This window comes from Pantoea alhagi, from assembly GCF_002101395.1.
In the GTDB taxonomy this organism is placed as follows: Bacteria; Pseudomonadota; Gammaproteobacteria; order Enterobacterales; family Enterobacteriaceae; genus Mixta; species Mixta alhagi.
Genome location: NZ_CP019706.1, coordinates 3,603,343 through 3,625,421, shown reverse-complemented (window position 1 = coordinate 3,625,421; position 22,079 = coordinate 3,603,343). Strand labels below are relative to the sequence as shown.

General features: G+C 55.0%; 18 protein-coding genes and 2 pseudogenes. 13 read left to right on the top strand and 7 right to left on the bottom strand.

Annotation, left to right across the window (positions count from 1 at the left end; translation table 11 throughout):
• Nucleotides 1-21: 21 nt before the first annotated feature.
• Nucleotides 22-1,413 (top strand): basic amino acid/polyamine antiporter, encoded by a 1,392-nt coding sequence (locus tag B1H58_RS17145; RefSeq protein ID WP_085071665.1) that lies wholly within the window; start codon nt 22-24, stop codon nt 1,411-1,413.
• On the opposite strand, the gene B1H58_RS17140 is transcribed toward B1H58_RS17145, so the two are convergent.
• Entirely contained in the window at nt 1,414-1,827 is a 414-nt protein-coding gene (locus tag B1H58_RS17140) for a hypothetical protein (protein ID WP_085071664.1), read from the bottom strand. It abuts the gene before it with no gap.
• Between the two features lie 178 nt (nt 1,828-2,005).
• On the opposite strand from B1H58_RS17140, the gene rstA reads away from it, so the two are divergent.
• The 6 genes and pseudogenes from rstA (at nt 2,006) to B1H58_RS17115 (ending at nt 7,263) form a co-directional block, all read left to right on the top strand.
• The gene (gene rstA, locus B1H58_RS17135; protein ID WP_085072353.1) at nt 2,006-2,728 is read left to right on the top strand and encodes a two-component system response regulator RstA; all 723 of its coding nucleotides are present in this window, start codon (nt 2,006-2,008) and stop codon (nt 2,726-2,728) included.
• Nucleotides 2,728-4,035 (top strand): two-component system sensor histidine kinase RstB, encoded by a 1,308-nt coding sequence (rstB, locus tag B1H58_RS17130; RefSeq protein ID WP_085071663.1) that lies wholly within the window; start codon nt 2,728-2,730, stop codon nt 4,033-4,035. Before rstA ends, rstB begins: the two co-directional genes overlap by 1 nt.
• A 14-nt stretch (nt 4,036-4,049) precedes the next feature.
• Nucleotides 4,050-5,540, top strand: coding sequence for a carboxypeptidase M32 (locus B1H58_RS17125; protein ID WP_085071662.1), 1,491 nt, complete (start codon nt 4,050-4,052; stop codon nt 5,538-5,540).
• Between the two features lie 167 nt (nt 5,541-5,707).
• A pseudogene (gene asr, locus B1H58_RS17120) lies at nt 5,708-6,094 on the top strand (acid resistance repetitive basic protein Asr); the annotation flags it as partial.
• Between the two features lie 128 nt (nt 6,095-6,222).
• Complete coding sequence (ydgU, locus tag B1H58_RS21370) at nt 6,223-6,327, top strand: small membrane protein YdgU (RefSeq protein ID WP_472462600.1); 105 nt, start codon at nt 6,223-6,225, stop codon at nt 6,325-6,327.
• Nucleotides 6,328-6,447: 120 nt separating this feature from the next.
• Entirely contained in the window at nt 6,448-7,263 is an 816-nt protein-coding gene (locus tag B1H58_RS17115) for a trypsin-like serine peptidase (RefSeq protein WP_085071660.1), read from the top strand.
• Nucleotides 7,264-7,281: 18 nt separating this feature from the next.
• On the opposite strand, the gene hrpA is transcribed toward B1H58_RS17115, so the two are convergent.
• Nucleotides 7,282-11,184 carry an ATP-dependent RNA helicase HrpA gene (gene hrpA, locus B1H58_RS17110; RefSeq protein WP_085071659.1) on the bottom strand — a complete coding sequence of 1,301 codons (3,903 nt, stop codon included), beginning with the start codon at nt 11,182-11,184 and terminating at the stop codon, nt 7,282-7,284.
• 254 nt (nt 11,185-11,438) lie between these two features.
• On the opposite strand from hrpA, the gene B1H58_RS17105 reads away from it, so the two are divergent.
• Nucleotides 11,439-12,038, top strand: coding sequence for an FMN-dependent NADH-azoreductase (locus tag B1H58_RS17105; RefSeq protein WP_085071658.1), 600 nt, complete (start codon nt 11,439-11,441; stop codon nt 12,036-12,038).
• Between the two features lie 76 nt (nt 12,039-12,114).
• On the opposite strand, the gene B1H58_RS17100 is transcribed toward B1H58_RS17105, so the two are convergent.
• From B1H58_RS17100 to B1H58_RS17090, 3 genes are read right to left on the bottom strand one after another with little or no spacing between them, the layout of a single operon-like run.
• Nucleotides 12,115-12,438 carry a YdbL family probable chaperone protein gene (locus B1H58_RS17100; protein WP_085071657.1) on the bottom strand — a complete coding sequence of 108 codons (324 nt, stop codon included), beginning with the start codon at nt 12,436-12,438 and terminating at the stop codon, nt 12,115-12,117.
• Between the two features lie 11 nt (nt 12,439-12,449).
• Nucleotides 12,450-12,635, bottom strand: a complete 186-nt coding sequence (locus B1H58_RS17095; protein ID WP_085071656.1) for a YnbE family lipoprotein — start codon at nt 12,633-12,635, stop codon at nt 12,450-12,452.
• Entirely contained in the window at nt 12,625-15,252 is a 2,628-nt protein-coding gene (locus B1H58_RS17090; protein WP_085071655.1) for a YdbH family protein, read from the bottom strand. Before B1H58_RS17090 ends, B1H58_RS17095 begins: the two co-directional genes overlap by 11 nt.
• Before the next feature lie 184 nt (nt 15,253-15,436).
• On the opposite strand from B1H58_RS17090, the gene B1H58_RS17085 reads away from it, so the two are divergent.
• Nucleotides 15,437-16,429: a 2-hydroxyacid dehydrogenase gene (locus tag B1H58_RS17085; RefSeq protein WP_085071654.1), complete on the top strand. Its 993-nt coding sequence runs from the start codon at nt 15,437-15,439 to the stop codon at nt 16,427-16,429.
• A gap of 36 nt (nt 16,430-16,465) precedes the next feature.
• Here B1H58_RS17085 and B1H58_RS17080 read toward each other — a convergent pair whose 3' ends face one another.
• Nucleotides 16,466-16,738: a putative hemolysin gene (locus B1H58_RS17080; RefSeq protein ID WP_085071653.1), complete on the bottom strand. Its 273-nt coding sequence runs from the start codon at nt 16,736-16,738 to the stop codon at nt 16,466-16,468.
• A 331-nt stretch (nt 16,739-17,069) separates the two neighbouring features.
• On the opposite strand from B1H58_RS17080, the gene B1H58_RS17075 reads away from it, so the two are divergent.
• The 4 genes and pseudogenes from B1H58_RS17075 (at nt 17,070) to ttcA (ending at nt 21,845) form a co-directional block, all read left to right on the top strand.
• Entirely contained in the window at nt 17,070-19,061 is a 1,992-nt protein-coding gene (locus tag B1H58_RS17075) for a BCCT family transporter (protein WP_085071652.1), read from the top strand.
• A 318-nt stretch (nt 19,062-19,379) separates the two neighbouring features.
• Complete coding sequence (locus B1H58_RS17070; RefSeq protein WP_085071651.1) at nt 19,380-20,159, top strand: alpha/beta fold hydrolase; 780 nt, start codon at nt 19,380-19,382, stop codon at nt 20,157-20,159.
• A 477-nt stretch (nt 20,160-20,636) separates the two neighbouring features.
• Nucleotides 20,637-20,908 (top strand): annotated as a pseudogene (locus tag B1H58_RS17065) (tyrosine-type recombinase/integrase); the annotation flags it as partial.
• Between the two features lies 1 nt (nt 20,909).
• Nucleotides 20,910-21,845 carry a tRNA 2-thiocytidine(32) synthetase TtcA gene (ttcA, locus tag B1H58_RS17060; RefSeq protein ID WP_085071650.1) on the top strand — a complete coding sequence of 312 codons (936 nt, stop codon included), beginning with the start codon at nt 20,910-20,912 and terminating at the stop codon, nt 21,843-21,845.
• Between the two features lie 53 nt (nt 21,846-21,898).
• Here ttcA and ynaL read toward each other — a convergent pair whose 3' ends face one another.
• Nucleotides 21,899-22,039, bottom strand: a complete 141-nt coding sequence (gene ynaL / locus B1H58_RS20730; RefSeq protein WP_418304158.1) for a proline-rich small protein YnaL — start codon at nt 22,037-22,039, stop codon at nt 21,899-21,901.
• Nucleotides 22,040-22,079: the final 40 nt, after the last annotated feature.

Here is a 22,079-nt window from a genome sequence, read left to right as displayed (position 1 = left end):
ATTCTGTTTCAGGACGGTTTCTTGGACAAAAAATTAGGCCTTAGCGCGCTGACCGCGCTGGTACTCAGCTCCATGCTGGGCGCAGGGGTTTTTAGCCTGCCGCAAAATATGGCTGCGGTAGCCAGCCCCGCCGCGCTTCTTATCGGTTGGGCCATTACCGGCGCGGGTATTCTGTTTCTTTCGCTGGCGCTGCTGCTGTTGACGCGCCTGAAGCCGGAGCTGGACGGCGGAATTTTTACCTATGCCCGCGATGGGTTCGGCGAACTGGTGGGCTTTAGCTCCGCCTGGGGTTACTGGCTGTGCGCCGTGATCGCCAATGTTTCTTATCTGGTTATCGTGTTCTCTGCCCTGAGCTTTTTTACCGACTCCCCGGGGCATGTGATTTTTGGCGATGGCAATACCTGGCAGGCGATGCTCGGCGCTTCGCTGCTGCTGTGGCTGGTCCACTGGCTGGTTTTACGCGGCGTGCAGACAGCGGCCAGTATTAATATGCTCGCCACATTGGGCAAACTGGTGCCGCTCGGCCTGTTCGTGGTGCTGGCGATAATTGCTTTTAACCTTGACCGGTTCCGCTTCGATTTTACCGGCGTTGAGCTGGGGCAGCCGGTTTGGGAGCAGGTCAAGCAAACCATGCTGATTACGCTGTGGGTATTTATCGGCGTAGAGGGCGCGGTGGTGGTTTCAGCACGGGCGCGTAATAAACGCGACGTCGGTAAAGCCACGCTGCTGGCGGTACTGGCGGCCCTTACCGTTTATCTGCTGGTTACTCTGCTCTCGCTGGGTATTGTGCCACGCGCTGAGCTGGCGGAGATGCGCAATCCCTCTATGGCCGGATTGATGACCAAACTGATTGGCTCATGGGGTAATGCAGTTATCGCGCTGGGGCTGGTGGTTTCCGTATGCGGTGCCTATCTGAGCTGGACGATTATGGCTGCCGAAGTGCCTTTAATCGCAGCACAGCAGGGGGCGTTTCCGCGTAGCCTTAGCAGGCAAAATCGTCATAACGCCCCTTCTGCCTCGCTGTGGTTAACCAACGGCAGCGTGCAGGTTTGCCTGATCTTAATCTGGTTAACCAATTCTGATTACAACACGCTGCTGACCATCGCGTCGGAAATGGTGCTGGTGCCCTATTTTCTGGTAGGCGCGTATTTGCTGAAGCTGGTGTGGAACAAAGGCGAGGCATGGATGACGGCGGTGGCGCTGGGCGCCTGCATATATGGCCTGTGGCTGCTTTATGCTTCCGGCCCGCTGCATCTGCTGCTGTCGGTGGTTCTCTACGCGCCGGGTATGCTGCTGTTTCTGTTTGCCCGCCGTGGCGGTCGGGCATTCAGTGCGCTGAGCATGGTCGAACGTGTTGCCATCGCTCTGCTGGTGGTGGGCGCCTTTCCGGCGACATGGATGTTAATGAAGTAACTAATGTGGGGCGGCTGGAAACTGAATGGTCAGCCGCTCCTCCTGCTGCGACAGCAACAATGGCTTGCGATATTCCTGATGAATAGCGTCAAGCTGATCGCTGGAGAGCGGATAAGGCAATAAAATATCAAACTGCGCGATATGCTGCTGTTCGGCTAAGGTAATCAGCCGGGCGATGTTGATCTCATCGCTTACCTGGGTCGAAATGATTTGCAGCGCTAATTCTTTTAACCGCTCGGAAGGCGGCCGTTGCGAATCCGCCGGATTACGCGTCACCATGCCGAAAATAGGCATTACGCCATAAATCGCATCGACAAAGCTCCAGCGCTTTTTACAGGATGCAGCAAGAAAATCGGTATAATTGAAGCAGATGCGGTCGCTTAGCCCCGCAGACGCCAGCGGTTTATCTGACACCCTCACTCTCCTCCTGGCCAGAAAAAAAGGGTTACAACCTACATTAACAACCCTGCAGATATAATGGCATAGTTTCCCCGGCTTGTAATAGACATCTTACGTCATTTAAGTGACGTTGATAGTTGTTATTAACTGAAAAGGTTATGCTGCTGTGCTCCGCAGCCTGAATTCCCGTATCATGAATAAAATAGTTTTCGTAGAAGATGATCCCGAGGTAGGTGAGCTGATCGCCGCCTGGCTAAGCCGTCACGGCCTTGAGGTGATTATTGAAAGCCGTGGCGATCGCGCTGAAGAGGTTATCGCCCGCGAACAGCCTGATCTGGTGATGCTGGATATTATGTTACCCGGGAAAGATGGCATGACATTGTGCCGCGATTTGCGCGCCAGCTGGCCAGGCCCGATCGTGCTGTTGACCTCGCTGGACAGCGATATGAATCATATTCTGTCGCTGGAGATGGGCGCGAATGACTATATCCTGAAAACCACGCCGCCGGCAGTGCTGCTGGCACGTCTGCGCCTGCATTTGCGTCAGGCGAGCGTGGCGCAGCATGATGAGATCGCCCCGGCGGTTAACAGCCAAAAAACGCTGCGCTTTGGCTCGCTCACCATCGATCCTCTTAATCGCCAGGTCACGCTGGGCGACGAGGTTATCGCCCTTTCCACTGCCGATTACGATCTGCTCTGGGAGCTGGCTATCCATGCCGGGCAAATCCTTAACCGCGATGCCCTGCTGAAAACCCTGCGTGGCGTTAGCTATGACGGCATGGATCGCAGTATCGATGTGGCTATTTCGCGCCTGCGGAAAAAGCTACAGGACAGCGCAACTGAACCTTATCGCATCAAAACCATTCGTAACAAAGGTTATCTGTTTGCGCCCCATGCCTGGGATACCCACGCGTAATGAGAAAACTTTTTATTCAGTTTTATCTGCTGCTGTTTGTCTGTTTCCTGGTGATGACCATGCTGGTGGGGCTGGTCTATAAGTTTACCGCTGAGCGCGCCGGGCGGCAGTCGATGGATGACCTAATGAAAAGCTCGCTCTATTTGATGCGCAGCGAGCTACGGGAAATTCCGCCGCGCGACTGGAACAAAACCATTAACAATCTCGACCTTAATCTCTCCTTTAAGCTGCATATCGAGCCGATCACCAAATATCAGCTTGATGCTGGCAGCATGCGCCGCCTGCGCGCTGGAGAAATTGTCGCGCTGGATGACGAGTACACTTTTTTACAGCATATTCCCCGCAGCCACTATGTGCTGGCGGTCGGGCCTATCCCCTATCTGTTCTTTCTGCATGAGATGCGGCTGCTGGATATTGCGCTACTGGCCTTTATCGGTATGTCGCTGGCGCTGCCGGTGTTTATCTGGATGCGTCCCTACTGGAAAGATATGCTGAAGCTGGAGTCGGCGGCGCAGCGCTTCGGTAAGGGCCATCTTGGTGAACGTATCCATTTTGATAACGCCTCGAGCCTGCTACGCCTGGGGGTGGCTTTTAACCAGATGGCGGACAATATCAATACGCTGGTGGCCAGTAAAAAACAGCTGATTGATAACATTGCCCACGAGCTGCGCACGCCGCTGGTGCGGCTGCGCTACCGACTGGAGATGAGTGATAACCTTAGCGCGGCAGAATCCACCGCGCTTAGGCGTGACATTGGACAGCTGGAGTCCCTGATCGAAGAGCTATTAACCTACGCGCGCCTCGATCGTCCACAGGTAGATCTGTTTCTTCAGCCGGTCAATCTTGCCAGCTGGCTCAACGAGCGTATTGCTGACATTCGTTCTGTTCACCCTGACTATGACATCGCCCTGGATCTGCCGCAGCGCGACAATTTTGGCGTCTCCGATACGCGACTCATGGAGCGCGTACTGGATAACCTGGTCAATAATGCGCTGCGCTATGCGCAGCAGCGATTGCGGGTTGGCCTGTGGTTCGACGGCAATCAGGCCTGTTTGCAGGTGGAAGACGATGGCCCGGGGATCCCGGCAGAGGAGCGGCAGCGCGTTCTTGAGCCGTTTGTCCGGCTCGATCCCAGCCGTGACCGGGCCACTGGCGGTTGCGGTCTGGGTTTAGCGATTGTGCAGTCCGTGGCGCTGGCGCTTGACGGTCACGTTACCATCGACAGCAGCCCGCTGGGCGGTGCCAGCGTTCGCTTTTGCTGGCCGGTTGATTTACCCTTGCGAGATACGGCGAACCGCCTTAACTGAGCAAGGAGATCTGCGTGACATCTGCTTATCAACAACTTACCCAAACCTTTCAGCGCCTGTCGCGCTTTGGACATCTTTCCGCCATTGCCGGCTGGGATATGCAAACCATGATGCCGCCCGCCGGCAGCCAGGTGCGCGGTGAAGCGCTGGCCGAGCTGAGCGTGTTGCAGCACCAGTTGCTCACCGACAGCCGGGTTAAAACCCTGCTGGAGGCGGCGCAACAAGAATCGTTGAATGATGTGGAGCAGGCCAACCTGCTGGAGATGCAACGTGCCTGGCAGCAGGCGGCGCTGCTTCCCGCTGCGCTGGTGGAAGCTAAATCGCTGGCGGGGTCACGCTGTGAGCATGCCTGGCGGCAACAGCGGCCCGCGAATGACTGGCAGGGTTTCGCCGCCAGTCTGAAAGAGGTGGTGCGCCTGAGTCGCGAAGAGGCAGAAATTCGCGCTCAGGCGGCGGGCTGTTCACGCTATGACGCGCTGCTGGACCTTTATGAGCCGGGTATGACCAGCGCTCAGCTTGACGTAACTTTTGGCGATCTTATCCAGTGGCTGCCGGACCTGCTCGCGCGCGTAGTGGAAAAACAGGCTGCCGAGCCGGTTGATACGCCCGTCGGCCCTTTTCCGATCGAGGCGCAGCGTCAGCTGGGTTTGCAGTTGATGAAACTGCTTGGATTCGATTTTAACGCCGGTCGCCTGGACGTCAGCGCGCATCCTTTCTGCGGTGGCGTCCCGGATGATGTGCGCATCACTACGCGCTATAACGAAAACGAATTCATCAGCGCCATGATGGGCGTGATCCATGAAACCGGACACGCCCGCTATGAGCAAAATCTGCCGAAAACCTGGCGTGGTCAGCCGGTAGCGCTGGCGCGATCCACTGCGGTTCATGAGTCGCAAAGTCTGTTCTTTGAAATGCAGCTGGCGCGCAGCGCACCGTTTCTGCAGCACATACTGCCGCAGGTTGTTGCGCAGATGGGCGAACAGCCCGCTTTGACGCCCGCTAATTTTGTGCGGCTTAACCAGCGTGTGAAGCGCGGTTTTATTCGTGTTGATGCCGATGAAGTCAGCTATCCGCTACATGTTATCCTGCGTTATGAAATCGAACGCGCCCTGATTGCCGGTGATATTGAGGTGGACGACATTCCGGCGCTGTGGGATGAGAAGATGCAGCGCTATCTGGGTCTGGATACCAAAGGCAACTACCGTGATGGCTGTATGCAGGATATTCACTGGACCGACGGCGCATTCGGCTATTTCCCAACCTATACGCTGGGCGCAATGTATGCGGCGCAGCTGTTTCAGGCGCTGAAGCGCGCGCTGCCGCAGCTGGAAGCGCAGATCGCCGCCGGTGAGCTGCAGCCGATTTTTAACTGGCTTTCGCAGAATATCTGGCAGCACGGCAGCCGATTCCCTACCGCCCAGTTGATCACTCAGGCGAGCGGTGAAGATCTCAACCCGCTGCATTTCCGTCGCCATCTGGAACAGCGTTATCTGGCCTCTGCATAGCCTTCCGCCGTTAACTGGCCTGCTGATCAGCAGGCCAGATTTCTTCCGCGCTGTACATTCGGTTACACGCCGATACCAATCACTCACGGAAAGCCCAACTGCGTTTCTCTATAGTCTCTTCACCGGCCCCGCAGTGGGCTAATGATAAAGAAATAGAGGGTCTTGCAATGAAAAAATTATTTGCTCTGGTTGTAGCCGCTGCTATGGGTATCTCTTCCGTGGCTTTCGCAGCGGATACTGCTGCCGCTCTGGCTGCCACCGCGACGACGACCACTGCTGCTCCGGCGAAAGCCTCACACAAAGTGGTCCATCACAAACATAAAAAAGCCGCCGCGCAAAAAGCGCAGGCCGCGAAAAAGCACCATAAAAAGGCGGCTAAACCGGCAGAGCAGAAAGCACAGGCGGCGAAAAAGCATCACAAACATGCCGCTAAGCCAGCAGCGCAGAAAGCACAGGCGGCGAAAAAACATCACAAACATGCCGCTAAGCCGGTAGCGCAGAAAGCGCAGGCGGCAAAAAAGCATCATAAAAAAGTGGTTAAGCCTGCCGCAAAATAAGCATCAAAGCTCCCCGCGATAACCGCCTGACGACGCCCGGGCTACCGGGCGTGATAAGCGGCGATGCTTAAAATCGCCTGAGGCGCAGGTGCCTGGTTATCTATCTCAGACACCCGGTTTGCCGGGTGTTTTATCCTGGAGTAGCAGAAGTGATACGTCGCTATCGTTTCGAAATTATTCTCTTCGTCATGATCCTCTGCGGTGTCATTGCGGCCTGCTTCTACGTTTGATGCACGTAGCGTACTGATATTCCGAATTAAACTCCCTTTTTTGCTTCTCACCGTCTATAGTTACGCATGACGCGTGTTAATCCTTTTTTTCTTATAATTCTCCCCTTCTTTGAGTGAGATATGCGCATAACGGCTGTGTTAGTAGTGGGTTTACTCTGTTTTTCCAGCTTTTCTCATGCGGATGATGAGAGCGATGATGCCCCAGGTCCTGAAGAGCTCAAGACACTGTTCTTTGATCATGACGATCGTCAGCCCATTACGCATCCCGCCAGCGTGCCCTGGGAAGCGATTGGGCAACTGGAAACCGCCAGCGGTAACCTCTGCAGCGCAACGCTTATTTCAACACATCTGGCGCTGACCGCCGGGCATTGTCTGGTTACACCACCAGGCAAGCTTGATAAGCCGGTTGCGCTGCGCTTTATTGCCAGCGATAACGGCTGGCGCTATGAGATTCATGATATTGAAGGACGCGTGGATCCAGGCCTGGGGAAAAAACTCAAGGCGGATGGCGATGGCTGGATTGTGCCGGCGGCAGCCGCTCCGTATGACTACGGTCTGATTGTACTGCGCAACCCACCTTCCGGTATCACGCCAGTGCCACTGTTTAGCGGCTCGCGCAGCGATCTGACCGCCGCGTTAAAAACCACTGGCCGTAAAGTCACTCAGGCGGGTTACCCGGAAGATCATCTTGATGCGCTCTGGTCACACAGCGACTGTTTGATTACTGGCTGGGCGCAGCGTTCGGTACTGTCACATCAGTGCGATACCCTGCCTGGCGACAGCGGATCGCCTTTACTGCTGCAAACTGCCGAAGGCTGGCGGCTTATTGCAGTACAAAGCTCGGCACCGGCGGCGGCAGATCGCTACCGCGCCGATAACCGGGCGATAGCCGTGACCGCGTTTCATGACGAGCTGGAAGCGCTGGCCGCTGAATAACCCAACGGCCAGCGTGCATCAGGCAGCAATCTGCTCCATTGCCTGCAGGATGCGTTTATCAGAGACAGGATAAGGCGTGCCAAGCTGCTGAGCGAAATAGCTGACACGTAGCTCTTCGATCATCCAGCGGATCTCCTGCACATCCTCATCATCGCGACGGGCAGGCGGCAGCTTATTCAGCCAACTCTGCCAGGCCTGCTGCACCTGCTCCACTTTCAACATACGCGCCCGATCGCTGTGCGGATCAACCGGCAATTTCTCCAGCCGCCGCTCAATCGCCCGCAGGTAACGCAGCGTATCGGGCAGACGTTTCCAGCCGTTCTGGGTCACAAAACCACGGTAAACCAGGCCGCTCATCTGTGCTTTAATATCTGACAGCCCCAGCGCCATGGTCATATCCACGCGCCCTTTCAGCCGTTTGTTGATATTAAATACCGCTGTCAGGATCTGCTCGACCAGTTTGGCGATCTCCACCACCGTGTCGTTCAGCCCGGCACGTACTTTCTCATGCAGCTGTTGATATTCCTCTTCTTTCCAGGCTGGCCCGCCATTTTCTGCCATCAGCTTATCTATACCGCAGGTAATACAGTCATCGATCAGCTCCAGCACCTTGCCGTAGGGATTAAAGTAAAGCCCCAGCTTGGCTTTGTTTGGCAGTTTCTCATGCAGGTATTTTATCGGCGAAGGAATGTTCAACAGCAGCAGACGGCGCTGACCGCGCCACATCATTTTTTGCTGCTCATGCTGGCTGTCAAACAGGCGAATCGCCACGCTATCTTTTTCATCCACCAGCGCCGGCCAGGCCTTTACGCTGTAGCTGCCGCGCTTCTGCTCAAACTGGCTGGGCAGATCGCCAAAGCTCCAGATATGCAAGCCGCTCTGCTCCAGCCCATCGTCGGCCACTTTCGACAGCGTTTCCTGAACCTTGCTTTTCAGCGCCGTCTTCAGGGCCGTCAGATCCTTCCCTTCTTTCAGCTTGCGGTTATGCTCATCCAGCACGCGGAACGTTATTTTCAGGTGATCGGGCACCAGATCCCATTGCCAGGCCTCGCGGTCAATAGTCACGCCGGTCATGCGGCGGAACTCGCGCTCCAGCGCATCCAGTAACGGCATTTCAGTGCTGGTCACGCGCCCCAAAAATGCCTCGGCGTAGTTGGGCGCAGGCACGAAATTACGCCGAACCGGCTTCGGCAGCGATTTAATCAGCGCCACAATCAGCTCGCGGCGCAGACCGGGAATTTGCCATTCAAAGCCGCTCTCTTCGACCTGATTTAACAGCGGCAGCGGAATATGCACGGTTACGCCATCGGCATCAGCGCCGGGCTCAAACTGATAGCTCAGGCGTAGCCTGAGATTCCCCTGTTGCCAGAAATTGGGATAATCCAGTTTGCTGACCTTATCCGCACCCTGCTTAATCAACATCTCTTTATCGAAACTGAGCAGATCGGGCGTTTGCTGACTGGCCTTTTTCCACCAGCTGTCAAAGTGACGAGCGGAAACCACTTCATGCGCCACGCGGCTGTCATAAAAGGCAAACAGTGTTTCATCGTCCACCAGAATGTCGCGGCGGCGCGATTTATGCTCCAGATCTTCTACTTCGCTGCGCAGCTTCTGGTTGGCCTTAAAGAAGGCGTGGCGCGTTTGCCAGTCGCCCTCGACCAGCGCATGACGAATAAACAGTTCACGCGACAGCTGCGGATCGATTTTGCCGTAGTTGACCTTGCGCGCGTTCACGATAGGCAGGCCGTACAGCGTCACTTTTTCCATCGCCATCACCGCGCCCTGCGCTTTCTCCCAGTGCGGTTCGCTGTAGCTGCGTTTTAGCAGATGCTGGGCAATCGGCTCGATCCATTCGGGATCGATCCGCGCGGCAATACGTCCCCATAGTCGGCTGGTTTCCACCAGCTCCGCGACCATGGCCCATTTTGGCGGCTTTTTAAACAGCGACGAGCCGGGGAAGATGGAGAAACGGGCGTTACGCGCGCCGCTGAACTCCTGCTTTTCGGCATCCTTCATGCCAATATGCGACAGCAAACCGGTCAGCAGTGCGGTGTGAATTTCACGGTACGGCGCCGGTTCGCTATTTACCGGCATGCCCAGTTCACGTACGACCTGGCGCAGCTGGGTATAAATATCCTGCCATTCGCGCACGCGCAGATAGTTGAGATAGTCTGTTTTACACTGGCGACGAAAAGCGTTGCCGGACAGCGCTTTCTGCTGCTCCTGGAGATAGTTCCACAGGTTAACGAAGGCGATAAAGTCAGATTCTTTATCGGCGAAGCGCCGATGTTTCTCATCAGCGGCCTGCTGCTTTTCTACCGGTCGCTCACGCGGGTCCTGAATTGAGAGCGCTGCGACGATAATCATCACTTCGCGCACGCAGCCATATTTCTGCGCTTCCAGCACCATCCGCGCCAGCCGCGGATCCACCGGCAACTGCGCCAGCTGGCGGCCCGACGGCGTCAGGCGATAGCGGCCATTTTCCTCTTCGGTAATCGCGCCCAACTCTTCCAGCAGGCGCACGCCATCCTGAATATTGCGCTTATCGGGTGCTTCAACAAACGGGAAGGCGCTGATATCGCCCAGCCCCAGCGCGGTCATCTGCAAAATAACCGATGCCAGGTTGGTACGCAGAATCTCCGGGTCGGTAAATTCCGGGCGGCTTAAAAAATCTTCCTCGGAATAGAGACGGATACAGATCCCTTCAGAGACGCGGCCACAGCGCCCCTTGCGCTGATTAGCCGATGCCTGCGATACCGGCTCGATCGGCAGGCGTTGCACTTTGGTACGGTAGCTGTAGCGGCTGATGCGTGCAGTGCCGGGGTCGATAACATATTTGATGCCGGGCACCGTAAGCGAAGTTTCCGCGACGTTGGTGGCCAGCACGATGCGACGTCCGCTGTGTGACTGAAACACCCGGTTCTGCTCGGCGTTGGACAGGCGCGCATAAAGCGGCAGAATTTCCGTATGCGGCAGGTCGCGCTTGCTTAGCGCATCGGCGGTATCACGGATTTCACGCTCGCCGCTCATAAAGATCAGGATATCGCCGCTGCTCTCCTGTGCCAGCTCATCGACCGCATCAAAAATTGCCTGCAGCTGATCGCGATCGCTGTCATCCACATCGTTAACCACCGGACGATAGCGCACCTCGACCGGATACGTGCGCCCGGAAACTTCCACCACCGGCGCATTATTGAAATGGCGTGAAAAGCGCTGCGGATCGATGGTCGCCGAGGTAATAATCACTTTTAGATCGGGACGGCGCGGCAACAGCTCACGCAGATAGCCCAGCAGAAAATCGATATTCAGGCTACGTTCATGCGCTTCATCAATAATGATGGTGTCGTACTGCATTAACAGCCGGTCCTGCTGGATTTCTGCCAGCAGAATACCGTCCGTCATCAGTTTGATCTGCGTATTGTCGCTGACCTGATCGTTAAAGCGCACTTTATAGCCGACGCAGCCGCCCAGTGAGGTTTCCAGCTCATCGGCAATACGGTTGGCTACCGTGCGCGCCGCCAGACGACGCGGCTGCGTGTGGCCGATCAATCCTTTGACGCCGCGCCCCAGCGTCAGACAAATTTTCGGCAGCTGGGTGGTTTTACCGGAGCCGGTTTCACCCGCCACGATAATCACCTGATGATCGCGAATGGCGTCAGCAATCTCCTGCTGTTTCTGGCTAACCGGCAGATTCTCCGGGAAGCGAATAACCGGCGTCGCCGCCTGGCGCTGCTGCAAACGCTGTTCGGCCAGCGCAAACTCTTTCTCCAGCTCCTCGGCGATACTCTGCCAGGCCGTTGGGTTTTTTACCTTTTTAGCACCGTGCAGGCGACGTTGCAGGCGCTGGCGATCCCGCAGCGTCACGCTATCCAGCCGCGCCCAGAAAGGGGCCAGCGGCGATGTGTTTGATTCGACAGACATAGTTATTACCTTATTAACACAGCGGCTTCTGATTGCTGTTATGGCCGCCGCGTGGTCGGCACTGGCCGACATTACGTTCATTTATTGCGGCGTATGGTAACACAGGCCGCGTATTGACAAAGATTGCCTCTGGGCTTGTTCAGGAATTTTGAACATAGGACTCGAAATATTGCGCTTTCACTGCTGAGTTAAACTCCCTACAGTGTAAACCATTGAGCAGACAGACTTCCCTAATCAGCAGACAGGAAAACAGCATGAGCAAAGTATTAGTTTTAAAATCCAGTATTCTTGCCGGTTACTCTCAGTCAGGCCAGCTGGCCGATTTTTATGCCGCCGAGGCCAGTGCGAACGGCGATCAGGTAACGGTACGCGATCTGGCTGCAACCCCGATCCCGGTACTGGATGGCGAACTGGTCGGCGCACTGCGTCCTTCCGATGCCGAACTGACCCCGCGTCAGCAAGAAGCGCTGGCGCTCTCTGATGAGCTGATCGCTGAACTGAACGCGCACGATGTGATTGTTATTGCGGCGCCGATGTACAATTTCAATATCCCTACTCAGCTGAAAAACTATTTCGATTTGATCGCCCGCGCTGGCGTCACTTTCCGCTATACCGAAGCGGGCCCGGAAGGCCTGGTTAAAGGGAAACGCGCGGTAGTGATTTCCAGCCGTGGCGGCATTCATAAAGATACGCCTACCGATCTGCTGACCCCTTACGTGCAGCTGTTCCTCGGCTTTATCGGCATTACCGACGTGAGCTTCGTTTTTGCTGAAGGTATCGCTTACGGCCCGGAAGTGGCCACCAAAGCCACCGCTGAAGCAAAAGAAGTTTTGCAGCAGCTGGCAACCGCCTGATGCCTGCGCTGGCCGCTGCAGCAGCGGCCAGCATGTTATTCTTACGCCTGTGCTTTATCCCCGGCTCTCCGCCGCGTTACTGTTTTCTTACCCACCTGCCGTTAATCCCCTGTACATACTCCCCGGCGGCGGCGCGCTGCACCAGCTTTTCTCCGGCAATACGCGCAACTTCAGCGGTAGAAAGTTGGTTACGCTGCGCAACTTCCCGATAACGCTGTTCACGTTGCTGATTGATGTGCGTGATTAGCGCCTCTGTCTCTGCGTCATGCTGACGTGCTGCCAGATAGCCGCTCAGGGTTTCGCCAACGCGCCCCTGTTGACGCGCCTCATCCAGCGTCAGCGCCTGCGCCGGTGTTGCCGTCAACATGCAGAGCAGAAAGAGTACGCTCCAGCCTTTCATCATGCTGCTCCTTAAAAAAGATTCTGATCTTTCAGCAGCGCTTCCACATCTTTATCTACCCGGATATGGATTTCATGCTCGATTTTCACATTCATATTGATGGTAATCGGTTCCTTTGGCGCCGCGACCTCAATACGCGGTACGCAGCCCCCTAACCCAAAACAACAGGCCAGCAGCAGCATCCGATTAATTCTCATGCTTTGAGTCCTTCTGTGAAGGCAGAGCCGCGTTTTGCTCTACCCAGGATTGCAAATTATCGCCAAAACGCAGGCTACGCCACAGCTGAAACAGGTTCTCCTGATGGCGATAGTTCAGATTGACATGCTGATCGCGATTGCTGAAACGACTGGTGCCGTTAACTTCCGCCTGCAGGGTGAGATCGCCGATGGTATTGAGATTGAGCCTGGCCCAGCTACGGGAGATTTCCATATAACGCAGCCAGTCCAGTGCGGCACCGGCGGCAATATTATTCTGCGTTATGGTATCAGCCATCTGTTTATCCAGCCGCAGCGTCAGGTTGCCGCTGTTAGCGATCCAGCCATCCTTAACCAGCCAGGGGGAATTATCCAGCCACAGCGGCAGCTCGCCGTTGATGCGCCCGGACATGGCGATCTGCTTTGGCTTAAGGGCGGTGATCAGCTCGCTCAGGCTAATTTCGCGCAGACGAATAACCGCGGGCTGATGCTGCGGCAGACGCAACTGCTGCAGGCTCAGCGTGCCGCCCAGCAGCGCCAGACTGACGTTGCTCAGCGTAAGCGGTTCGCTCTCCTGCCACGGCCAGCTGCCCTGTAGCTGGGCGGTAACATCATGGATCAGAAACTGGTTATTGATGTTTTTGATGCGCAGCGATACGGGCCCATGCGTGCCCAGTGACCAGCGGCTCTGATGCAGACGAAACGGCAGTGAGAAATCAACCCCTTCAATGCTGTTATCCGGCATCCATAACGCGCCGTTTTGCACCACCCAGTGCCCACCTGCGGTAAAGCCCTGCTGTTCAGCGGCGGAGAAGGCCACCTGCGCCCGTAGCGTGCCGCCGGTAATTTTCATTTTCAAATCAGGACTAAGCAGCGGCTGGAAAACCGTCAGGGATTGCGCCGGCCACCAGGCCTGTCCGCGCAAACGCTCGCTGTCCCAGCGACCATTCACGCGAATCGGGCCGATCGATTGCGCCTGCAGGCTGCCGTTAAATAAAAAATGCGCCGGATCGCTGCCTTTTAGCGTGAGTTCCAGCCGCGACGGCGGCAGATAACCGCCACGTTCAAAGCGGGTCGCTGCGGCATCAAGCGTGATTTTACCGTGAAACGCGGCCTGCCCGGCATCGCGCTGCCAGACCAGCGGCTGCGCCAGCCGCAGCCGGGGCTGATTCACCGTGGTCATGTCGTAGCTGAGCCGGTCAAATCCGGTAGAGAGCGTCGTTAACGAAATAGCGCTATCGTGCCAGTTGCCGGTGCCCTGCACATCCCATTTGGCATCCAGCGGCGCCAGATAGCCGTTGCCCCAGTAGCGCCATGCCCAACGCCCACTATCGGGCCAAAACTCGCTGGCGCGACCATCCAGATGCAGCGTAAAGCGCCCTTTTTGGGTATCGTGTGCGCGCAAAATCGCCTGCAAACGACCATTAATGCCGGAGGCGGAAAGGCTTACCCCAGCCAGCGGCCAGCGCGCCTCGTCAACGTCCAGCGTGGAAAGCAGGCGTCCGCGCATACGCAGCAGCGCGCCCGGCGCGACAGATAACTGCGGATCCAGCAGGGAACCTTGCAGCGTGCCGGGTAGCGAGGCATAAAACTGCAGCGCCGCCAGCTTGCTTTCTCCGGTAAGGCGCAGCGGTAGCTGGCTGTCGGTAAGGGATAAATGCCCTGGCCCCAGCGTCAACACAATGTTGCCTTTGCCGCCACGGCCCTGCGTCAGCATATTCAGCCGTCCGCTAATTTCAGTGGCTTCCAGCCCCTGCTGCCAGTGAGAGAAGGCCAGCGCGACGCCACCCGCCAGCGGCTGCGCTGCCCACGGCCAACGCCAGCGTCCGCTTTCAATGCGGATCTGCTCCGGCGTTACCTGCCAGGGAAGATCCACCAGCGGCTCGGCATCCTGCGGCGTTTGCAGTACCAGGCGGCCCTGCTGCTGCTGCCATGTCAGCGTAAAACGCAACGGATGCGGTACTTGCGTCAGGGTAAAGTTGCCGCCAAGCTCGCCGCTTTCCGGCACGCCGTTGGCAAATTCTGTCAGCATCAGCGAACCGTGCAGACTAACCGGTTCGCTAAGCGTGGGCGCCTGTAGCGTTAGCTGGCGCAGCGAGAGACGCTGCCCCTGCAAATCGGCCAGCAGACGCAGTTTATCGCCCTGATAGTCGAGCCGTTGCGCATCTGCATCCAGCGTCAGCCGCAGCGCGCCAGACCAGTTCTGATAAGGATTAATGATGAGACGATCGATAGCAACATCAGCAGATGGCAGCATCGCCTGCCACTGCGCCAGCGAGCGCGGCGCACTGGCAGAGTGACTGTCGGCGGGTAAACGGCTCAGGCAGGCAGTGTCCAGCACCAGGCGTTGCGCACGGGCCTGCCAGCGCGAGCCCTGAAACCCCAGAGAGAGATGCTGCAGCTCAGCCAGTTGGCAATCAGCAACCAGATAGCGCACCGCCGGAAAACGCAGCGCTCCCTGTTGCCAGCGCGGTGAAGCATCCAGCGCAATACTTGTGCCCACAGGCAACCAGATTCCCGCCAGGCGCGGCAGCCAGTACGTCACGCTACCCAATAGCGCCAGCACCAGCAGAACCAGCGCCAGCAGCGAGGCCAGAGCAAAAGATAAGCGCCATCGCATTGCTATAACGGTCCTGTTCGGTAAAAAATCCTGCGGCTATGATGGCATGTTCATTACCCAGGGTGAAGGTTTCGCTACGCTTTTCTGTATTGCGCAGCGCCGGATGCGCGGGCAGCAGATTAAAAGTTACGGCGCAGGCCTGCCAGTCTAAAATGGATCAAGAGACAATAATAAGGAGTCGACAATGAAGCTTGCGGTCTACAGCACCAAACAGTACGACAAAAAATATCTGGATAACGTTAACCAGCGCTTTGGTTTCGATATCGAATACTTTGATTTTTTGCTTACCGAACGTACTGCGATAAACGCCGTCAATTGTGAAGCCGTCTGTATTTTTGTTAATGATGACGCCAGCCGCCCGGTGCTGGAAATCCTTAGCGCCCAGGGTGTAAAAATCATCGCATTACGCTGCGCCGGTTTTAATAATGTTGATTTAGCGGCGGCCGCCGAGCTGGGCCTGAAAGTGGTACGCGTACCGGCCTACTCGCCGGAAGCGGTGGCGGAACATGCAGTAGGCATGATGATGACGCTTAACCGTCGTATTCATCGCGCCTATCAGCGCACCCGCGACGCCAACTTCTCCCTGGAGGGATTAATCGGTTTTAATATGCATGGTCGTACCGCTGGCGTGGTGGGCACCGGTAAAATCGGTATCGCGACGCTGCGGATTTTAAAGGGTTTTGGCATGCGCCTGCTGGCATTCGATCCTTACCCAAACCCACAGGCGTTGGATCTGGGCGCAGAATATGTCGATATTAAAAGCCTGTTTAAAGAATCCGATGTGATTACCCTGCACTGTCCGCTGACGGCGGATAACCATCATTTACTGGATGCCGCCGCATTCAGCCAGATGAAGGACGGGGTAATGATCATCAATACCAGCCGTGGCGGACTGGTGGATTCTCAGGCCGCGATCGAGGCATTGAAACAGCAGAAAATTGGTTCGCTTGGCATGGACGTCTATGAAAATGAGCGCGATCTGTTCTTTGAGGACAAATCCAATGACGTGATTCAGGACGATGTGTTCCGTCGCCTTTCGGCCTGCCATAACGTTCTGTTTACCGGTCATCAGGCTTTCTTAACCGCTGAAGCGCTTACCGCCATTTCAGAAACCACGCTCTCTAACCTGCAACAGCTGGCAAAAGGCGAGGCCTGCCCGAATGAGGTCAGCGTTTAGTCACTCTTTCTGGTGCGCCCTGTGCGCACCAGAATGTTAAAAGCGCGCGCAGCTTCCGCTTTCCAGCGCGCTTTCACTACAGCGACGCCCATTGGCTAACTGACACATTCCCGTGCTACTGCCGTCCAGCTGACGAGAAAATGCCAGGGTTCCGCCCGCGAGGGCGCAGTTGCTTTCCGCCAGAGAGGACATACTGACTCTGGGCTGAACATGCGCGGCGGTGGCCTGCTGTGGCGGCTCATTGTCACTGCTGCTACATGCGCTGAGCAACAGCGCAGCGCCAGCAAGCAGAAAAGTGGCTGCTTTCATTGGTCGGGCTCCGGGAATGATAGGGGTCAAGGCTTTGCCAGCATAAGCGACGTTAATGCAGGCGTCGAGACAGGAAACATCTTTTTACGTTATTTTCCTGTCAGAAAGTCACCAGGAATATTCTCGTTTCGCTTATGGAATTCGCTGAAATTATAACGTCCTGAGCAGCCAGACACCTATCTGGTAAACGGGATTTACCTGAAAAAACGCGCATTTTCTTTAAAAAAACCTTTAGCAGAGCAGAAAAACATAAATTTATGACATCCCGGGTTTAACTATTTCATACTGATTGTTACATTTAGCGCAGTTTCAATCGCGTCAAAGGTAAACAATGAATCAAAATGAACCCGTACTTAAAGCTAAACGCAGCCAAATCAATCCGCCGGTTTTTTATACTTCCGCAGTTTTAATCTTCCTGCTGGTCGCCTTCTCGGCGATGTTTCCTGAACAGGCTGAACGCCAGTTAGGCGCGTTGCAAAGCGCCCTGTTTACCAATGCGAGCTGGTTTTACATTCTGGCTGTCGCCCTGATCTTACTGACCGTGACCTACCTGGGGATGTCGCGTTATGGCGATATTAAGCTGGGCCCCGATCATGCCGAACCCGATTTTAGCTATATCTCCTGGTTCGCGATGCTCTTTTCTGCCGGAATGGGTATCGGGCTAATGTTCTTTGGGGTGGCTGAGCCTGTAATGCACTATATGGCCCCGCCTACCGGCACACCGGAAACCATTCAGGCCGCGAAAGAGGCGCTACGTATCACCTTTTTCCACTGGGGGCTTCATGCCTGGGCAATTTATGCGATTGTTGCCCTGATACTGGCCTTTTTCAGCTACCGTCATGGCTTGCCGCTGACGTTGCGCTCGGCGCTCTACCCGATTATTGGCGACCGTATTTATGGCTGGATGGGACACGCCGTCGATATTTTTGCCGTTATCGGTACGGTGTTAGGTGTCGCAACATCGCTGGGGTATGGTGTTTTGCAGGTTAACGCCGGACTGAACCATCTTTTCGGCCTGCCGGTTAATGAAACCGTACAGGTTATTTTAATTGTGGTGATAACCGCGCTGGCAACGCTTTCAGTGGTATCGGGGCTCGATAAGGGGATCCGTATTCTGTCTGAAATCAACCTGAGCCTGGCCGTATTACTGCTGATTATGGTGGGTATTCTTGGTCCAACCGTCCTGCTGCTTAAATCTTTTGTAGAAAATACCGGCGGCTACCTTTCTGAGATCGTAACCAAGACATTCAACCTTTATGCCTATGAGCCTAAGTCCAGCAAATGGCTGGGCGGCTGGACGCTGTTTTACTGGGGCTGGTGGCTGGCATGGTCGCCGTTTGTCGGCATGTTTATCGCTCGTGTCTCACGTGGCCGAACCATCCGGGAGTTTGTTTCCGGCGTTCTTTTTGTTCCTGCGGGCTTCACCCTGCTGTGGATGACCTTTTTCGGCAACAGCGCTATCTGGCTAATTATGCAAAAAGGCGCGCGCGACCTGGCCGAAACCGTTCAGGCCGATCAGACGCTGGCGCTGTTTAATTTTCTGGAGCACTTCCCCTTTAGCTCCGTGCTCTCTTTTATCGCGATGGCGATGGTTGTAGTCTTTTTTGTTACTTCGGCTGACTCGGGTGCGATGGTCGTGGATACGCTTGCTTCCGGTGGGACAGATAAAACACCGATCTGGCAGCGTATCTTTTGGGCCGGATTGATGGGTGTGGTTGCCATCACGCTACTGCTGGCTGGCGGCATGAAAGCCCTGCAAACCGTGACTATCGCCAGTGCACTGCCCTTCGCTATCATCCTGCTGATATCGATGTATGGACTTTTAAAAGCGCTGCGTCTGGATGCATGGAAACGCGACAGTAAACAGATAGCGACTATCGCGCCGACTGCGGCACGCAATCCTATCTCCTGGCAACGCAGGCTGCGTAATATCGCCTATTTCCCGAAACGTTCGCAAGTCAGACGTTTCATGAATGAAGTGATCACACCGGCGATGAAGATGGTGGAAGCGGAGCTGGCCAGGCAGAATACCCCTTCGCGTACCGAGGATGGTGATGATCGCATTCATTTCGAAGTTGATCTGGGCAACGAGCTGAACTTTGTTTATGAAGTCCGGCTACGCTCCTATTTGCAGCCAACTTTTGCTCTGGCGGGAATAGGCGACAGCGAAAAGGATGATGAACAAAAGTATTATCGGGCGGAAGTTTACCTGAAAGAAGGTGGCCAGGATTATGATGTGATGGGCTGGACGCAGGAGCAGATCCTTCACGATATTCTTGATCAATATGAAAAACACCTGCACTTTTTACATGTGGTCCGTTAATCACGTTTTTTGATAAGAAAGCGCGTGCCGACAACCTTCGCTGTCGGCACGCAACTGCTTATTTGGCATTCTGGCTTGCCTGCCTGGTTATCTCACCCCGTTGTTTCTCCGCCGTCCCATAAAGCCTAAAATTCTTTTGATTGCGTTTACTCCCGGCCCTTAACCTTTTTCGGCTATATCGCCAAAAAAGCACACTAAAGTGAAATTCATCAAGTAAATCGATAACCCACCGGTTGTAGAATAGCCGTTTAACTTACGCTGTTTGTTGTTTTTAATGGCTCTGACAAAAGGAACTTGATTTTGAAAAATGAAAGTTACATGGCATTCACCGACACAGGTAAAGGCTTTCCGGTTTTACTGGGTCACAGTTATCTTTTCGATAATAAGATGTGGACGCCGCAGATTAGCGCGCTGACAACAAAATACCGCGTTATTGCCCCCGATTTATGGGGGCATGGCGCTTCTCCGTCCCTGCCGTCCCGGGTAGAGTCCCTGTCAGACCTGGCCGCAGATCATTTGAATTTGATGACGTATTTGGGCATTACAGAGTTTGCCGTGGTGGGCCTGTCGGTTGGCGGCATGTGGGGAGCCGAGCTCGCCGCTCTTGCACCAGACCGCGTCAGGGCATTGATGCTTTTTGATACGTTTCTGGGCAGTGAAACAACCGAGGCACAGGCGCAATATTTTCATATGCTTAATGCCGTAGAGAAGGCGGGTGCCATTACATCCCCCCTGTTAGACTATATCGTATCGCAGTTTTACTCTGCCTCTGCTTCAGCAGACCAGGTCACCGCTTTAACCTCTTATCTTTCATCCCTTGGCGCTCAACAGCTGCGCGACAGCATTGTGCCGGTAGGAAAAATGATTTTTGGACGGGCGGATCGAATGCATATCCTTGACAGCATTCAGTGTCCCACTCATGTCGCTACAGGGGAACGGGACCTGCCCCGTCCGCTATCCGAGGGAAAAGCCATGGCCGAAAGGCTCGCATGTGAATTCACCACAATCCCTCAGGCCGGTCATATCAGTAACCGTGAAAATCCCGCATTCGTCACGACATTAATTCTGGATTTCCTGAGCAGCGCGATCGCAGATTAACAGAGCCATCACCTTTCCTTCTCTGAATCCTGAACCTGATAGTATGCCCGGCAATCACTGCCGGGCAATGATGATGCAAGTACCCCACTAAATCGAACCATCTATTTTTAGAGATCTGCCGGCACAGCAAAACCGGATCGCTGCAAAAGATCGCTGCGCGAAGAGCCTGTAAGTCTCCCGGCGTTCGGATATGCATACAGTTCTTGAGATGTCAGACAATCCTCTGAAATTCATCGTCATTACCCATCTTCAGGCTCTTTTATCTGTTGCCAGTGGCGGGCGATATCTTCCGCACTGTCACATTTAACGCGCGCCAGGTTCGTGGGGTAGATCACGCCAGGGGCGACCCACTCCGGTTTAAGGTTCGCTGGCGGTTGCGTGCTCAGCCTATTGCTCTACTTCCAGCCACTGATACAACGCAGAATAGGGTAGCCTGGAGACCACAGGGCTAACTCTCTCCGCATTGATAAATATCTTCAGGATCCACTACTATCACTCTCAGGCCCTGGGGCAAGATAAATGCTGCCGTAAAACGTGCTGGAATTCGGCGGCATAATCCGTACCATACGCGCCATACTTCCGCATGTTGGCTGATATCTGCCGGCGCTAATCCGTCATTTATTGCTGACCAGATGGGGCATGAGAACGCGCAAACGGTCCAGGAAATATTATCTCCCTGGTTAACATCCGGCTGCCGCTGTAAAAAATGTTGCCCCTTCTATGCCCCTTTGGCTGTCGAGACACTATAAAATGCAACAAGATCAAACCGTTAATAAGAAAGAGCAATACAACCTGAACAAGCTGCAAAAGCGCCTGCGTCGTAACGTGGGTGAAGCGATTGCCGATTTCAATATGATCGAAGAAGGCGATCGCATCATGGTTTGCCTGTCCGGCGGTAAAGATAGCTACACCATGCTGGAAATTTTGCGTAACCTGCAGCAAAGCGCGCCGGTCAATTTTTCGCTGATTGCGGTTAACCTTGATCAGAAACAGCCAGGCTTCCCGGAGCATGTGCTGCCGCAGTATCTGGACTCTCTTGGCGTTGAATATAAAATCGTCGAAGAGAACACCTACGGCATCGTTAAAGATAAAATCCCCGAAGGGAAAACCACCTGCTCACTCTGCTCACGCCTGCGTCGTGGCATTCTTTACCGTACCGCTACGGAACTGGGCTGCACCAAAATCGCCCTGGGACATCACCGTGACGATATTCTGCAAACCCTGTTTTTGAATATGTTTTACGGCGGGAAAATGAAAGGTATGCCGCCGAAGCTGATGAGTGACGACGGTAAGCATATCGTCATCCGCCCGCTGGCTTATTGTCGTGAAAAAGATATTGAGCGCTTTGCCATTGCACGTCAGTATCCGATTATTCCGTGCAACCTGTGCGGCTCTCAGCCTAATCTACAGCGTCAGGTGATTGCAGATATGCTGCGCGACTGGGATAAACGCTATCCGGGTCGCATTGAAACCATGTTCAGCGCCATGCAAAACGTGGTTCCGTCGCATCTGGCCGATACCTCGCTGTTTGATTTTAAATCGATTCAACATGGCAGCGCCGTGGTGGATGGTGGCGATCTGGCTTTCGATCGTGAGTCTCTGCCGCTCCAGCCGGTTGGCTGGCAGCCGGATGAAGAAGAAGATGCGCCTGCGAGTCAGCGCCTGGATATTCTGGAAATCAAATAAGCACGCTGGCACCATACCGGTAACAGGCAGTATGGTGCCAGGATTGCGATAAATTATTTCATATGCGGCGGCGGATCGAGAATCGGCTCGGGATCCGGCATTGGGTCGGGTGTCGGCTGTGGCTGCGGGATCGGATCAGGAACCGGAACGGGATCGGTGGGTATCGGGTCGGAAGCGGAAAGCGGGTTGGTCATCCACAAAATCGGCATAGTTTCTTCCTCAGGTTGCTCGGTT